The sequence below is a fragment of the Micromonospora sp. NPDC002717 genome, from assembly GCF_040295705.1.
Classification (GTDB): Bacteria; Actinomycetota; Actinomycetes; order Mycobacteriales; family Micromonosporaceae; genus Micromonospora.
In genome coordinates, this window is record NZ_JBEOVW010000009.1 from 130,953 (window position 1) to 143,646 (window position 12,694).

16 protein-coding genes are annotated in these 12,694 nt (G+C 74.4%); 11 read left to right on the top strand and 5 right to left on the bottom strand.

Annotation, left to right across the window (positions count from 1 at the left end; translation table 11 throughout):
- Nucleotides 1–5: 5 nt before the first annotated feature.
- From ABT006_RS15905 to ABT006_RS15915, 3 genes are read right to left on the bottom strand one after another with little or no spacing between them, the layout of a single operon-like run.
- Nucleotides 6–2,063 (bottom strand): amylo-alpha-1,6-glucosidase, encoded by a 2,058-nt coding sequence (locus ABT006_RS15905; RefSeq protein ID WP_350706936.1) that lies wholly within the window; start codon nucleotides 2,061–2,063, stop codon nucleotides 6–8.
- A complete protein-coding gene (locus ABT006_RS15910; protein WP_350706938.1) occupies nucleotides 2,060–2,440 on the bottom strand; it encodes an SCP2 sterol-binding domain-containing protein in 381 nt (126 codons plus the stop codon). Before ABT006_RS15910 ends, ABT006_RS15905 begins: the two co-directional genes overlap by 4 nt.
- A gap of 55 nt (nucleotides 2,441–2,495) precedes the next feature.
- Nucleotides 2,496–2,870, bottom strand: a complete 375-nt coding sequence (locus ABT006_RS15915) for a DsrE family protein (protein ID WP_350706940.1) — start codon at nucleotides 2,868–2,870, stop codon at nucleotides 2,496–2,498.
- Nucleotides 2,871–2,882: 12 nt separating this feature from the next.
- On the opposite strand from ABT006_RS15915, the gene mtfM reads away from it, so the two are divergent.
- A complete protein-coding gene (gene mtfM / locus ABT006_RS15920; RefSeq protein ID WP_267897534.1) occupies nucleotides 2,883–2,987 on the top strand; it encodes a small membrane protein MtfM in 105 nt (34 codons plus the stop codon).
- Nucleotides 2,988–3,110: 123 nt separating this feature from the next.
- On the top strand, nucleotides 3,111–3,704 hold the full coding sequence (locus ABT006_RS15925) for a heme-binding beta-barrel domain-containing protein (protein WP_350706942.1): 594 nt from the start codon (nucleotides 3,111–3,113) through the stop codon (nucleotides 3,702–3,704).
- 25 nt (nucleotides 3,705–3,729) lie between these two features.
- Here the strand turns inward: ABT006_RS15925 and ABT006_RS15930 are convergent, their stop codons facing one another.
- Nucleotides 3,730–4,578, bottom strand: a complete 849-nt coding sequence (locus tag ABT006_RS15930; RefSeq protein ID WP_350706944.1) for an aminotransferase class IV — start codon at nucleotides 4,576–4,578, stop codon at nucleotides 3,730–3,732.
- A 149-nt stretch (nucleotides 4,579–4,727) separates the two neighbouring features.
- On the opposite strand from ABT006_RS15930, the gene ABT006_RS15935 reads away from it, so the two are divergent.
- From ABT006_RS15935 to ABT006_RS15950, 4 genes are all read left to right on the top strand, one after another.
- Nucleotides 4,728–5,156 (top strand): Fur family transcriptional regulator, encoded by a 429-nt coding sequence (locus ABT006_RS15935; protein WP_350706946.1) that lies wholly within the window; start codon nucleotides 4,728–4,730, stop codon nucleotides 5,154–5,156.
- On the top strand, nucleotides 5,153–6,265 hold the full coding sequence (gene ygfZ, locus ABT006_RS15940) for a CAF17-like 4Fe-4S cluster assembly/insertion protein YgfZ (RefSeq protein ID WP_350706948.1): 1,113 nt from the start codon (nucleotides 5,153–5,155) through the stop codon (nucleotides 6,263–6,265). The genes ABT006_RS15935 and ygfZ overlap by 4 nt, the downstream gene beginning before the upstream one ends.
- Before the next feature lie 92 nt (nucleotides 6,266–6,357).
- Entirely contained in the window at nucleotides 6,358–7,200 is an 843-nt protein-coding gene (locus tag ABT006_RS15945; RefSeq protein WP_350706950.1) for a beta-keto acid cleavage family enzyme, read from the top strand.
- A 94-nt stretch (nucleotides 7,201–7,294) separates the two neighbouring features.
- Nucleotides 7,295–8,254 (top strand): asparaginase, encoded by a 960-nt coding sequence (locus ABT006_RS15950; RefSeq protein WP_350706951.1) that lies wholly within the window; start codon nucleotides 7,295–7,297, stop codon nucleotides 8,252–8,254.
- A 132-nt stretch (nucleotides 8,255–8,386) separates the two neighbouring features.
- Here the strand turns inward: ABT006_RS15950 and ABT006_RS15955 are convergent, their stop codons facing one another.
- Entirely contained in the window at nucleotides 8,387–9,184 is a 798-nt protein-coding gene (locus ABT006_RS15955) for an alpha/beta fold hydrolase (RefSeq protein WP_350706953.1), read from the bottom strand.
- Nucleotides 9,185–9,297: 113 nt separating this feature from the next.
- On the opposite strand from ABT006_RS15955, the gene ABT006_RS15960 reads away from it, so the two are divergent.
- The 5 genes from ABT006_RS15960 to ABT006_RS15980 all read left to right on the top strand — a co-directional run bounded on the left by ABT006_RS15960 (nucleotide 9,298) and on the right by ABT006_RS15980 (nucleotide 12,692).
- Nucleotides 9,298–9,903 (top strand): helix-turn-helix domain-containing protein, encoded by a 606-nt coding sequence (locus tag ABT006_RS15960; protein ID WP_350706955.1) that lies wholly within the window; start codon nucleotides 9,298–9,300, stop codon nucleotides 9,901–9,903.
- Nucleotides 9,900–10,673 carry a hypothetical protein gene (locus ABT006_RS15965; protein WP_350706957.1) on the top strand — a complete coding sequence of 258 codons (774 nt, stop codon included), beginning with the start codon at nucleotides 9,900–9,902 and terminating at the stop codon, nucleotides 10,671–10,673. The genes ABT006_RS15960 and ABT006_RS15965 overlap by 4 nt, the downstream gene beginning before the upstream one ends.
- A gap of 71 nt (nucleotides 10,674–10,744) precedes the next feature.
- Complete coding sequence (locus tag ABT006_RS15970; RefSeq protein ID WP_350706959.1) at nucleotides 10,745–11,059, top strand: DUF2516 family protein; 315 nt, start codon at nucleotides 10,745–10,747, stop codon at nucleotides 11,057–11,059.
- Entirely contained in the window at nucleotides 11,056–11,943 is an 888-nt protein-coding gene (locus ABT006_RS15975) for an alpha/beta fold hydrolase (protein WP_350706961.1), read from the top strand. The genes ABT006_RS15970 and ABT006_RS15975 overlap by 4 nt, the downstream gene beginning before the upstream one ends.
- Nucleotides 11,944–11,954: 11 nt before the next feature.
- Nucleotides 11,955–12,692, top strand: a complete 738-nt coding sequence (locus tag ABT006_RS15980) for an alanyl-tRNA editing protein (protein WP_350706963.1) — start codon at nucleotides 11,955–11,957, stop codon at nucleotides 12,690–12,692.
- Nucleotides 12,693–12,694: the final 2 nt, after the last annotated feature.

Below are 12,694 nucleotides of genomic sequence, written 5' to 3' on the forward strand. Positions count from 1 at the left end.
GGCGGTCAGTGGCCGGGGGCGTGGTCGTGCGGGGAGCGGCTGCGCCCGAGCGCGTCGACGTGCCCCCAGCGGCCGGGGATGTCGAGCAGCTCGACCCGGCCCATCCCCTCGGGCACGGCGGGATCGATGATCAGGTGCTCGCCCTGCGGCTCCAGCCCCAGCATCACCCGTAGCAGCAGCAGCGGGGTACCCGCCGACCAGGCCTGCGGGCTGCACGCGGTCGGGTACTCCACCGGGTACTCGGTGAGGCTCCGCTCGTAGCCGGCGAAGGCCTCCGGCAGCCGCCCCCCGAAGAACCGGGACGCGGCAAGCATCGCCTCGCAGATCTGGCTGGCCTCCCGGCGGAACCCGTACCGCCACAGGCCCCAGGCGATGATCGAGTTGTCGAACGGCCACACCGTCCCCACGTGGTAGCCGACGGGGTTGTACCGCCCCTGGTCGTCGGCGAGGGTCCGGACGCCCCAGCCGGAGAAGAGCCGCGGGCCCAGCAGGTGCTCGGCGACCCGGCCGGCCCGCGACTCGTCCACGATGCCGCTCCACAGCAGGTGCCCCATGTTGGAGCTGAGCGCGTCCACGTGCCGGCCGTCGGCGTCGAGGGCGAGCGCGTAGAACTCCCGCTCCGGGATCCAGAAGTCCCGGTTGAACCGCATCTTCAGCTCGGCCGCCTCCCGCTCCAGCCGGTCGGCGTACGCGGGGTCGCCCCAGAACGTCCGGGCCAGCCGCGCGCCGCGGATCTTCGCGTCGTACGCGTACCCCTGGAGTTCGCAGGTGGCGCGGGGGAAGCCGGGCAGCCGGCCGTCGTGGTAGGAGATCGAGTCCCAGGAGTCCTTCCAGCACTGGTTCTGCAGCCCCGTCTGCGGGTTGCGCGTCTGGTACCACAGGTATCCGGTCCCGAGCAGGTCGCCATACGTGTCGATCCAGGCGAGCGCGGCGCGGGTCTGGGCCTCCAGCTGCCGCACCAGCCCGGCGTCACCGGTCCACCGCTCGTACTCGTCGAGCAGGATGACGAACAGCGGCGTGGAGTCCGCCGACCCGTAGTACGGCGAGTGGGGCTGCTCCTCGAAACCCGCCGTCTCGCCGTAGCGCAGCTCGTGCAGGACCTTGCCCGGCTCCTCGTCCCGGAAGTCGTCGATCCGGTGACCCTGGAGGCCGGCCAGCATCAAGATCGTCGCCGGGATCAGCTCCGGCAGGAAGGGCACCACCTGGAGCGAGGTGATGATGCTGTCCCGACCGAACAGGGTCATGAACCACGGGAGCCCGGCGGCCATCAGCCGCACGCCGAGGGTGATCGACTCGTAGCGCAGCGCCGCCAGGTCGGCCACGCTCTGCCGGTACGCCCCGGCCAGCGGCTGGCAGTCGCAGCCGAGCTTCGGCGCCCGGGCGATCAGCTCGTCGTGCTCGGCCCGGATCGCGGCCGAGGTGCGACTGCCGCCGTACAGCGGCAGGTTGGCCCGGATGTCCTCGCCGCGCGCCCCGTAGATGACGGTGGCCACCTTCAGCCGGGTGCGCCACTCGCCGTGCGGGCCGAGGCGGATCCGGAAGGTCATACCGGACACCTCGACGTGCGCGGGCGCGCTGGAGCTGATCACCGTCTCGCGGTGGAAGTTCTCCCGGCGGTAGGTGAGGCGCAGCTCGCCGTCGCCGACGGTGGCGGTGCTGTGACCGTGCTTCTGCCGGACGTGCTTGATCTCGAACAGGTCCGCGAAGTCGGCGCCCATGTCCAACCGGACGGTGAACTCCGTCTCCTTCCCGGCGTGGTTGAGCAGCGTCAGTTCCTCCTCGAAGCTGGCGCCGATGGACCGGCGCCGGATCACCGACACCTTTGCGTCCAGGTAGTGGGTCGGCTCGCCGGGGACGAGGAAGAAGCGGGTGCGGAAGGACTCCGCGTCGTCGACGCTGAGCGCGTGCAGCCGCTCGCCGTCGAGGGTCAGCACCCAGGTGGAGAGGAACCGGGTGTCGAAGGAGAAGAGCCCCGTCGGGAAGTCGAGGGACTGCTCGATGTCGCCGTGCCGGTCGCTGACCAGGAAGGTGTTGCCGTCCAGGATGCTGACCGACTCCCTCACCGCAGCCGTCCGGCCTGCTCGCGGGCGACCTGGCGGGGATCCCGGGTGCCGGGCGGGTCGGGGAAGAACCGGCGGAACGCCAGGAAGAGCACGACGTCGCCGCTGAAGCTGCTCTCGTTGCGCAGCACGCTCGAGATCGCCTGGGCCCGGCCGGTGACGAGCCGGTCGAACAATTCCTCGCTCGTGTACCAGATCGCGTCGGCCGGCCCCCGGTTGCGGCTGACGTCGATCGCGCCCGGCTGAAGCCGGACCAGCCAGTGCGCCGTCTGGTTGCCCCGGGCGAGGTCGATCTGCATCGTCCCGCTGACCGGACTGCGCAGCACCTGCGGGGCGCGCGCCGGCAGCGATTCGAAGAACCGCTCCGTCGCCTCGGTCACATTCCGAATCGTAGGCATTCGCCCGAAGTGTCGGGACGGTATCGAGGGGCGAGGGTCAGTAGACCAGCGCCTGCGCCCCCTCGGCCATCGCCTCCTCGACGAAGACCGCCGCGCCGGCGATGCGGACGCCCGGCAGCACGTCGTCCGGGCCGATGTCCCGACGGGCGGCGCACTGGGTGCAGGCGGTCACCGTGCCGGTCGTGAGGATCACGTGCAGCAGCTCGGCCAGCGGGGCCGAGTGTGGCAGCTCGAACTCCTGCGCCCGGCCGGGCAGCGCGAACCAGGTCGACTCCCCGGTCAACCAGAGCGACACGTGCACCCCGGCGGCGGCCGCGGTGGCGGCGACGGTGAAGGCCTGGGCGCACCGCTCGGGGGCATCCGCGCCGGCGGTGGCCTTGACGACGAGAGTGCGGGCCATGGGGCCCAGCATAGGATGGTCGCGATGGTTACCGAGATCGGGTTCGTCAGCCTGCTGGTCGCCGGCCTGGGCGCGCTCGCCGGTGGCCTGGTCTACCTTGCCGTACGCATATCGAGAGGACGTTGGTGAGCGCGAGGAGTGAGCCGGTCCTGCGAGCCCCGCAGCCGCGAACGAAGGTGACACGGTGAGCGCGAGGAGTGAGCCGGTCCTGCGAGCCCCGCAGCCGCGAACGAGGAGAGGCGGAGTGAACCGGTGAGCGACGAGAACCCCCTGCAGCCGCCGCCGTGGCTGAACGCGCCGCCGGTCGACCCGTACCCCTACGAGGAGAGCCACGACCTGCGGGTCGGCCCGAAGCTGCACCCGTCGCTGGACGGCCTGCTGCCGTACGTCGGGGTGTGGCGCGGCCGTGGCCGGGGCGGCTTCCCCACGATCGAGGACTTCGACTACGCCCAGGAGATCCGGATCAGCCACGACGGCCGGCCGTTCCTGTTCTACGAGTCGCGCGCCTGGATCCTGGACGAGCAGAGCCGGCCGGTCCGCCCGGCGGGCCGTGAGGTCGGCTGGTGGCGGCCGGTGATGGACGGCGAGCGGGTCACCGACGAGCTGGAAGCGCTGATGACCACGCCGACCGGGGTCATGGAGCTGCACATCGGCAAGCGCAAGGGCACCCAGCTCGAGTTCGTGACCGACGCGGTGGTCCGGACGGCGACCGCCAAGGAGGTCACCGCCGGTCACCGCCTCTTCGGCATCGTCGAGGGCGCGCTGCTCTACGCCCAGGAGATGGCCGCCGTCGGTCACGGCCTCTCGCCGCACCTCTCCGCCCGCCTCACCCGCGTGGCCGGCTGACCCGCCCGACCCGCCCCCTCCCCGGTCAGGGGAGGGGGAAGCCCAGCAGGGCCCGGAGGGCCGGCGTGTGCGGGGAGCGGCGCAGCGGGACGGCGTCCAGGGTGCGGACCTCCGCCAGGCCACGGACGGACGAGGTGAGCCAGACGCCGTCGGCGGAGTGCAACTCGGCCGGGGTGACGAGGCGCTCGTCGGCGCGCAGGCCCAGTTCGTGGGCGTGGGCGAGGAGCCAGGCGGCGGTCACGCCCGGCAGCACGCCCGTCTCGGCGGCGGGCACGGTGCGGAGGGTGTCGCCGGCCAGCCAGACCAGGTTGGCGGTCGGGCCCTCCAGGGCGTACCCGTCGGTGGAGACCCAGAGCGCGTCGTCCACCCCGCTGCGGGCCGCCCAGCGGCGGGCGGCGGTGCTCACCGCGTACGACGTCGACTTGACCCCGGCGGGCAGCCAGTCGAGTGCGGCGCGGGCCCGCGCCGCGACGCCGAGCGGCAGGGTGGCGACGGTGATCCCGTCCCGGCGGGCCGCCCGGGTCGCCGCCGGCACCTCGCCCAGCGTGGCGTGGACGCTCGGCGGGCCGCCGCCCTCCGGGCCTCGGGTGCAGACCAGCCGCAGCGCGCCCTCGACCTCGGCCGGCCAGCCGGCGCTCACGGTCTCCAGCAGGCCGACCAGCACGTCGGTGGGGGGCAGGGGGAGCTCGACGGCCGTCGCCGCCCGGGCCAGTCGGGCCAGGTGGGCGTCGCGCAGCCACGGCCGCCCGCCCCGCAGGTGCATGGTTTCGAAGAGCCCGTCGCCGTGCAGCACCCCCCGGTCGTCGCCGCGCAGCACCGGCTCCCCGGGCGGCACCAGCCCGCGCCCCGGCACGGCGATCCTCGACGCCACCATGACCGCCGAGCGTAGCGGCGGGCCTGCGCACCCGCTGCCGCCCGGTGCGGGGAGGCCGTCGCCCGCCCGACGCCGTCACCGGTGGCACGGGAACTCGACGGGCCGTTCGACCCGGCGGCCGGGGCGGTCGGGCGAACTATGATCGGACGGTGTCCGAATCCTCCCTCGCGGAAATGCTCCGCGCCCGTGGGCTGCGGCTGACGGCGCAGCGGCAACTGGTCCTCCAGGCCGTGCTCGACCTGGGGCACGCCACCCCGGAGCAGGTGCACACGGCCGTCCGGGAGGTGGCCGCGGGGGTCAACATCACCACCATCTACCGCACGCTGGAGCTGCTGGAACGGCTCGGCCTGGTCACCCACACCCACCTCTCGCACGGCTCGCCGACCTACCACGCGGCCGGCGAGGACCAGCACGTCCACCTTGTCTGCCGGGAGTGCGGCGCGATCGACGAGATCGATCCGGAGCTGCTGCGCCCGCTGGCCGACCGGTTGGCGCAGCAGCGCGGGTTCCGGGTGGACATCGGCCACGTCTCCCTCTTCGGCGTCTGCGACCGCTGCGAGAACGGGGACCGGAAATGATCGACATCGCGGGCGCGGTGAGCGTCGAGAGCATCGACGAGGCCAGCCGGGACCAGCCCGAGCCGGCGCACGTGGCGGCCGGCGTCCGGGGGGTGGCCGCGCACTACGGCGACCCGATGCGCGAGCAGCGCAGCCTCGAGACCGCGGTCGGTCTGGTCGACCGCTCGCACCGGGGCGTCGTCGCGGTGCCGGGCGAGGAGCGGATCGGCTGGCTGCACACCCTCACCACCCAGCACCTGGCGCAGCTCGCCGCCGGTCAGGGCACCGAGCTGCTGGTGCTCTCGCCGCACGGGCACGTCGAGCAGCACGCCATGGTGGCCGAGGACGGCGTGACCACCTGGCTCGACACCGAGCCGGGCGCCACCACCGGCCTGCTGTCCTACCTGGAGAAGATGCGGTTCTTCAGCCGGGTCGAGCCGCGCGACGCGACCGCCGAGCACGCGCTGCTCTCGCTGGTCGGGCCGGAGGCCCCCGCCGCGGCCGGGACGCTCGGCGTGACCGGGCTGGCCGTACCCGACGTGGTCGCGGTGCCCGGCCCGAAGTTCCGCGCCGGCGAGGTGCCGCCCCGGCCGACCGCGCTGTACGACGTCAGGCCGCTCCCGGTCGGCGGGTGGGCGCGACGCGGCCCGTTGGGCGTGGACCTGCTCGTGCCCCGGGCCGCGATGGAACAGGTGGTCACCGAGCTGCGCGGCAACGGGGTGCCGGTGGCCGGGCTGTGGGCGTACGAGGCGGTGCGGGTGGCCGCCCGGCGGGCCCGGGTCGGGGTGGACACCGACCACCGCACGATCCCGGCCGAGGTGGACCTGGTCGCCCCCGCCGTGCACCTCGACAAGGGCTGCTACCGGGGCCAGGAGACCGTGGCCCGGGTGCACAACATGGGCCGGCCGCCGCGTCGGCTCGTCCTGCTGCACCTGGACGGGGTCACCACCGACCAGCCGCCGGTCGCCGGGACGCCGGTGACCCTCGACGGCCGGGCGGTCGGCTTCGTCGGCACCGCCGTGCACCACCACGAGCTGGGCCAGGTCGCCCTGGCCGTGGTCAAGCGCAACGTCGCCGACGACGCCCGCCTGCTCGTCGGCGAGACCGCCGCCGCGATCGATCCGGCCTAGCGCTCCGACGGCGAAAGAATCTCTCCTTTGCGGCGCTGAGGCCGGAAAAGTTCCGGTCGACTGGCTCCCTGACCTCGGTCTAGGATCCGGGCATGACGACAGGGACGTTGATCACGGTTGCCCCCACCGGCGCGGAGTCGGCCAAGGCGGAGGTGCCGGCGCTGCCGGTGACGCTCGACGAGCTGCTGCTCACCGCGAAGGAGTGCGAGGCGCTCGGCGCCGCCGTGATCCACGTCCACATCCGCGACGACGAGGCGAAGCCGACCCTGGACCAGGGGCGGCTGCGGGAGACCGTGGCGGCGCTGCGGGAGAGCACCGACCTGATCGTGCAGCTCTCCTCCGGCGGCGCGGTGACCGACCCGGAGGCCGACCGGCTCGCCGTGCTCGACGCCGGGCCCGACATGGCCTCCTGCACGATGGGCACGCTCAACTTCGGCGACGACGTCTTCCTCAACCGTTGGAAGTTCATCGTCGACCTGCACACCCGGATGCAGGAGCGCGGCATCGTGCCGGAGTACGAGATCTTCGACCTCGGTCACCTGACGGCCCTGCAGCGCCTGCTCGGCAAGTACGGCCTGCCGGCCGGCGGGCACGTGCACGTCGACTTCGTGATGGGCGTGCCGGGCGGCATGCCGGGCACCACCTCGGCGCTGGTCGCCGCCCACCAGGCGCTGCGCGACCTGCCCGAGGGCACGACCTTCTCGGCCACCGGCATCGGCCGCAGCACCATTCCGGTCATGCTGGCGTCGCTCTCGGCCGGCGGGCACCTGCGCGTCGGCATGGAGGACACGGTCACCTACGCCAAGGGCCGCCCGGTGGAGTCCAACATGCAGCTCGTCGCCCGGGCGGTCGGCTTCGCCCAACTCGCCCAGCGGCCGCCGCTGACCACCGCCGAGGCGCGTGGGCTGCTCGGCGTACCGGCCGCCGGGCGGTAAGCGGCGGCTCCGCCGGCACTCCTGTACGCCCGGACGCCGACTGCCTGGTCACCCGCCCGCCGGGGGTGGCCGGGCGGTCGGTACCGTCCACACCGTGGGAAAGACGTACGAGGGCGGCGTGCCGCTCGCCGAGGTGGTCCGGTCCGGGTTCGTCGAGGGCGTGCACCGGGGTTCGGTGGTGGTGCTCGACGCCGACGGCGCGTCGGTGGCCGGTGCCGGGGACGTGACCTCCCCGGTCTTCCCTCGCTCGTCCAACAAGCCGATGCAGGCGGTCGGGATGCTCCGCGCCGGGCTGTCGCTGACCGACCCGGCGGACGTGGCGATGGTCGCGGCCAGCCACGCCGGGGAGGACTTCCACCTGGCCCGGGTCGGCGCGCTGCTGGCCGGCGCGGGGCTGGACGAGTCGGCCCTGCACTGCCCGCCGGAGCTGCCGGTGGGCGAGGACGCGCGGGCCGCCGTGCTGCGCGCCGGCGGCGGTCCCACCCGTACGCAGATGAACTGCTCCGGCAAGCACAGCGGGATGCTGCTGACCTGCCTGGCGGCCGGCTGGCCGCTCGACGGGTACTGGCGCCCGGAGCACCCGTTGCAGCAGCGGCTCCGCGACGCGGTCGAGGAGTTCACCGGTGAGCGGGCGGCGGCGGTCGGGGTGGACGGCTGCGGCGCTCCCGTGCTCGCGGTGTCGCTGACCGGCCTGGCCGGGGCGTACCTCCGGCTGGTCTCGGCGGAGCCCGGCTCCGTGCCCCGGACGGTGGCCGACGCGATGCGCGCCCATCCGGAGATCGTCGGCGGCACGCAGGCCGACGACACCCGACTGATGCTCGGCGTCCCCGGGCTGCTCGCCAAGGTGGGCGCCGAGGGCGTCATCGCCGTCGCGGTGCCCGGGACCGGCGCGGTCGCCCTCAAGATCGACGACGGTGCGGGCCGGGCGCGGATGCCGGTGCTGGTCTCCGCCCTGCGCCGCCTCGGCCTGGACGCCCCGGTGCTGGCCGAGTACGCCGAGGTGCCCCTCTTCGGCGGCGGCCTCCCGGTCGGCGCCGTACGCCCCGTCTGGTAGCCGCCGCCGCTGCGGCGACCTGCCCCGCCACGCCGCGACCCCTGCTCGGCGGCGCCGCGACGCCCAGCCCGGCGATGCCACGACGGTCAGCGCGCCGACGGCCCGGCGCCGGGCGCCGGGCCGGGTCGGGCGTCAGGGCAGGAAATCGAGCAGGGCGGCGTTGACCGGGGCGGGACGCTCCAGCGGCAGCAGGTGGGCTGCGTCCGGCACGTCGGGCAGGCGGGTCGCGCCCGGCGCCTCGGCCGCGATCCGGTCGGCGAGCCGGTTGATGTCCGGCACGTCCGCGGCGCCGGCGGTGACCAGGACCGGCACCCGCAGCTCGCCGAGGCGCCCGATCGCGGGCGGGTCGAGCTCGGCGACGTCCACCGCGCTGAGGGCCTGCTCGGCGGCGAGCGCCCGCTGGTCCATCTCGACGGCGAACGCGACCAGCTCCTGGTCGACGTCCTCGGGGCGGCGTCCGGGGCCGACCACCCAGAACCGCACCTCACCGGCGGCGCTGGCGGCGAAGTCCTCAGGGTCGACCTCGCCCACCAGGGTGTCCCAGAGGCCGTTCGCCTCCTCGGACCACTCGTGTCCGGAGACGGCGCTGCCGAGCAGGGCGAGCGCGGTCACCCGGTCGGGGTGGGCCAGCGCGGTGTCGATGGCGACCGCGCCGCCGAACGAGCAGCCGACCAGGGCGGCCCGGGGGAGGTCGAGCGCGTCGAGCAGCCCCGCCACGTCGTCGTGGTGGGCGAACGGGGCGGGTGGCAGCTCCGAGTCGCCGTAGCCGCGCAGGTCCAGGGCGATCACCCGGTGCCGCTCGGCCAGCGGGCCGATCTGTCCCCGCCACATCCGGCGGTCCGCGATCCCCGCGTGCAGCAGGACGACGGGGGAGCCGCTGCCGGTGTCGTCGTACGCGAGCACCGCGCCGTTCACCTCGATCTTGGTCATCGCAGGAAGGTACGCAGGTGACGATCGGGCACGCAACTTGCATACGTGAGACCTCGCTAACTCCGGTTAGCACTTTGCTTGCAGGAGCTAGCAGGGCGGGCTACCGTCGGGGTATGGCCACTGGTAAAGACCTTCCCGACGTCGGCGGGTTCATTCGCGACCTGCGCCGCAACGCGAAGATCTCGCTCCGACAGCTCGCCGAGCAGGCGGGGGTCAGCAACCCGTACCTCAGTCAGATCGAGCGCGGCCTGCGCAAGCCGAGCGCGGAGGTGCTCCAGCAGCTCGCCAGCGCGCTGCGGGTCTCCACCCCGGCGATGTACCTGCGCGCCGGGCTGCTCGACGACAAGGAGGGCCAGGGTGTGCTCGCGGCCATCGCGGTCGACCCCGACCTGACGATGGCGCAGAAGCAGTCGCTCACCCAGATCTACGAGACGTTCCGGCGGGAGAACGCGCGGCTCGCCGAGGCGACCGCTGCGGCCGCCGGCGCCACGCCGGACGGTGCCGCCCCGGGCGCGCCCGGGGCGGCCGAGGCGCCGGACCTGGCCAACCTCGCCGCCACCGGACCCACCACGCCGGAGGGCACCCCGACCGAGGCCGTCCTCGAGTCGGTCGCCGTCACCGAGGCCGGCCCCGCCCCCGCTCCGACCGACACCCCCGCGAAGAAGGCCGCCCGCAGGGCGGTCCGGAAGGCCGCCGACGCGGCCGAAGAGGAGAAGTGATGACCCAGCCGAAGACCCACCGCATCCCGGCCCCGATCTACGCCGCCGCCGGCGCGGGCGAGCTGGCCCTCCAGCAGCTCCGCAAGCTTCCCGCCGTGGTGACCGAGGTCGTCGCCGACCTGGGCGGCAAGGCCGTCGTGACCGGCTTCGAGCTGCGGCAGAAGGCCAACGACACGTTGCGCACGGCGAACCTGACCGCCAGCGGCCTGCGCGAGAAGGCCGCCTCGTCCGACCTCGACCTGAAGCGCCTCCGCGAGGCGGCCGACCTCGACAAGCTGCGCGAGGTCGCGGACCTCGACAAGCTCCGCGAGGTCGCGGACCTGGACAAGCTGCGCGAGGTGGCGACCCGCAACGCCGCCGTGGTGGTCGCCGGCGCCCAGGCCGCGCAGGAGCGGGCGCAGGCCGCGTACGTCGCGCTGGTCGCCCGGGGTGAGCGGGTCGTCGGCGCCGGCGTGCTGGAGGCCGCCGAGACCGTGAACGCCGACATCGAGGCCACCGAGGCCGAGCTCGAGCCGGCCGGGACCGCCGCGACGACGCCGGCCGTCCCGACCGCCGCCGAGGTGCCGACGCCGGCCGCCCCGACCACCGTCGAGGTGCCGACGCCGGCCGACGTGGCCGAGGTTGTGGAGGCCAAGCCGGCCGCCGCCAAGACCGCCGCCAAGAAGGCGACCCGGGCGCCCCGGGCCACCAAGACCGCCGCCAAGCCGGCCGCCACGCCGTCGGCGAAGCTGCCCCGGGCCACCAAGCGGACCCGCCCGGCCGCCGAGTAGTCCCGCTGCGCCGGCGACCCCGGAGGCGTCCTGTCGGACGTTTCCGGGGTCGCCGGCATAAGCTTGCCGTCATGGCCCACGCCGCGCCGCTCTTCGCCTTCGAAGTCCGCTACGTGATCGAGCTGATCCTGCTCGTGTTCGCGTTGATCGTGCAGGGCGTCGCCCTGGTGCACGCCATCACCCAGCGCTCCGACGCCTTCGCCGCCATCGGCACCCTGCCCAAGGGCGGCTGGGTCGCCATCCTGGCCGTCTGCCTGGTGCTGACCCTGCTCGGCTTCGGGCCGATCAGCCTCTTCGGCCTGATCGGCATCGCGGCGGGCCTCATCTACCTGCTCGACGTCCGGGTCGGCCTGCGCGACCTGAGCGACGGCAGAGGGTCCTGGTGAGAGGTTTCCGCTGGCCGCCCCCGCCGGACGGCGGGCCCCGCACCTGGGGGCCCGGTCCCGGTGCCCCGCGCACCGGCAGGCCGGCCCTGCCCGAGCCGGAGACCGAGCTGGTCGCCACGCCGCACGGCGTACGGCTGGAGCAACTCGTCACCGGGGCGGGTGACCCGACCACCGTGTTCGCCCACGGGCTGGGCAACGGCATCGCCACCACCCGGCCGTTCGGCAGCGGGGTGACCGGCCGCAAGCTCTTCTTCCAGTTCCGCGGGCACGGCCGCTCCGACGCGCCGCCCGGCCCGTGGAGCTACCTGGACCTGGCCCGCGACCTGCGCGCGGTCGCCGACCTGGGCGGCGCCACCCGGGCCTTCGGCGCCAGCCTCGGCGCGGGTGCGCTCTGCCGGCTGCTCGCCGAGAGCCCCGAACGCTTCGAGCGGCTGGTCTTCTTCCTGCCGGCGGTGCTGGACCGGCCGCGCGGCGAGGTCGCCCGATCACGGCTGACCGAGCTGTTCGACGCCGTGGAGAGCGGGGACGCCTCCGCCGTCGCCGACGTGGTCCAGGCGGAGCTGCCGCCAGCGGTGCGCAACACCCCGGCCGGCTGGGCCTACCTGCGCCAGCGGCTCGACCAACTCCTCCGCGACGGGCTCGCCCCCGGGCTCGCCAGCCTGCCCGAGCAGGCGCCGCTGCGCGACGCCGGGTCGCTGGCCGCGGTCACCGCGCCCGCCCTGGTGATCGGCTGCGCCGGCGACGACCTGCACCCGGCCGAGGTCGCCGAGCAGCTCGCGGCCGCGCTGCCCCGGGCCACCCTGCACGTGTACGACCGGCCCGGCGTCCTCTGGACCGAACGCGCCGACCTGCGCAGCCGGATATCCGCCTTCCTCAACGAGTAGTGTGCCCTGACATGGGCGTCACACACCACGGTCGTACGCACCGGCTGGACCTCGCCGACCCGACGCTGCGGGAGTGGGAGTGCACCGTGTTGCACGCCGACCCGGAGCAGGGCATCGTGCTGGACCGGTCGGCGTTCTACCCGGGCGGTGGCGGACAACCGCCGGACCACGGCGTACTGCTCTGGCAGGGGGTGCAGACCCGGATCGTCGGCACCCGCAAGGGCGACGACCTCTGGCTGATCCCGGCCGAGGGCGACCCGCTGCCACCGGCCGGCACCGCGGTGACCGGTGCTGTCGAGGACGAGCGGCGCACCCGGCTGATGCGGACCCACTCCGGGCTGCACGTGCTCTGCGGAGTGGTGTTCCGCGACTTCGGCGCGCTCGTCACCGGCGGCAACATGGAGCCGGGCGAGGCCCGGATGGACTTCAACCTGCCCGAGGTGCCGCCCGACTTCAAGAGCCGCATCGAGGAGCTGGTCAACGCCGAGGTGGCCGCCGACCGGGCGGTCGCCGTGCGGGTGCTGCCCCGGGCCGAGGCGCTCGCCCTGCCGGACATCATCCGGACCCAGTCCAACCTGATCCCGCCGGACGAGCAGGAGGTCCGGATCGTCGACATCGTCGGGCTGGACGTCCAGGCCGACGGCGGCACGCACGTCGCCTCCACCGCCCAGATCGGCAAGGTGCAGGTGGTCAAGGTGGAGAGCAAGGGCCGCGCCAACCGCCGCGTCCGCGTACGGCTGACCGACTGACC

Coding starts and splice junctions, on each gene's coding strand:
- ABT006_RS15980 (WP_350706963.1), top strand. CDS start 11,955: ATGGGCGTCACACACCACGGTCGTACGCACCGGCTGGACCTCGCCGAC.
- ABT006_RS15960 (WP_350706955.1), top strand. CDS start 9,298: ATGGCCACTGGTAAAGACCTTCCCGACGTCGGCGGGTTCATTCGCGAC.
- mtfM (WP_267897534.1), top strand. CDS start 2,883: ATGGTTACCGAGATCGGGTTCGTCAGCCTGCTGGTCGCCGGCCTGGGC.
- ABT006_RS15930 (WP_350706944.1), bottom strand. CDS start 4,578: ATGGTGGCGTCGAGGATCGCCGTGCCGGGGCGCGGGCTGGTGCCGCCC.
- ABT006_RS15915 (WP_350706940.1), bottom strand. CDS start 2,870: ATGCTGGGCCCCATGGCCCGCACTCTCGTCGTCAAGGCCACCGCCGGC.
- ABT006_RS15945 (WP_350706950.1), top strand. CDS start 6,358: ATGACGACAGGGACGTTGATCACGGTTGCCCCCACCGGCGCGGAGTCG.
- ABT006_RS15955 (WP_350706953.1), bottom strand. CDS start 9,184: ATGACCAAGATCGAGGTGAACGGCGCGGTGCTCGCGTACGACGACACC.
- ygfZ (WP_350706948.1), top strand. CDS start 5,153: ATGATCGACATCGCGGGCGCGGTGAGCGTCGAGAGCATCGACGAGGCC.
- ABT006_RS15970 (WP_350706959.1), top strand. CDS start 10,745: ATGGCCCACGCCGCGCCGCTCTTCGCCTTCGAAGTCCGCTACGTGATC.